At 38.8% G+C, this 551-nt stretch carries 1 protein-coding gene; it reads right to left on the bottom strand.

The annotated features are described in order from the left end of the window. Window positions 1-184 precede the first annotated feature (184 nt). Window positions 185-328, bottom strand: a complete 144-nt coding sequence (locus tag DWV53_RS15910; protein ID WP_153137442.1) for a hypothetical protein — start codon at window positions 326-328, stop codon at window positions 185-187. Between the last annotated feature and the right edge of the window lie 223 nt (window positions 329-551).

Raw genomic sequence — 551 nt, 5'->3', positions numbered from 1 at the left:
ATATTATATAGGTACCGCCATACGGGCTAACGGTGATTTACGAGATATATTCCCCATACCTCAACATCAGACTTTTCTAAGGCGGAATTTATTTCGGATGACAAAAATCTCGCTCCATCATTCAGAATTCGCACGATATATATATCACCCGTTTTGCTTGTAAATCTATATTCAAATGCATCCATTACATAGCTATATCACAAACCTCGCATCCTCGTTTTGCCATATCTTGCAGCTGAGCTGCCTTATATGCCTTCATACGCTTCACCCACTCTGCTACCTTTGGGGAATCGCTTTTAATAACTAATGTTTCTTTTATTTCTATCATTGTATAACCTCCTATAATAAAGACTGCTGCAAAGATACTACTTTCTGACGTAAACACCAAGGAATTAAGAGAAAAAATGCATTTGTTAACCTATACTTGACTTATGGCTAAACATCACAATACACAAAAGATTCTGCTTCCTTACCGGTTCTGCGGCGATAGTCATCACGCATTCGCTTTTCCATTTGTGCTATGTATTCTGCCTTTCGCTCCCTAGATGCCC

The sequence above is a fragment of the Segatella copri genome, from assembly GCF_003465495.1.
Taxonomy (GTDB): Bacteria; Bacteroidota; Bacteroidia; order Bacteroidales; family Bacteroidaceae; genus Prevotella; species Prevotella copri_G.
Note: the sequence above shows the minus strand (reverse complement) of the source record. Positions and strands in the feature narration are given on the sequence as shown.

What these genes read in the sequence shown, in the direction of transcription:
- DWV53_RS15910 (WP_153137442.1), bottom strand. Translation starts at nt 328, where the DNA reads ATGATAGAAATAAAAGAAACATTAGTTATTAAAAGCGATTCCCCAAAG.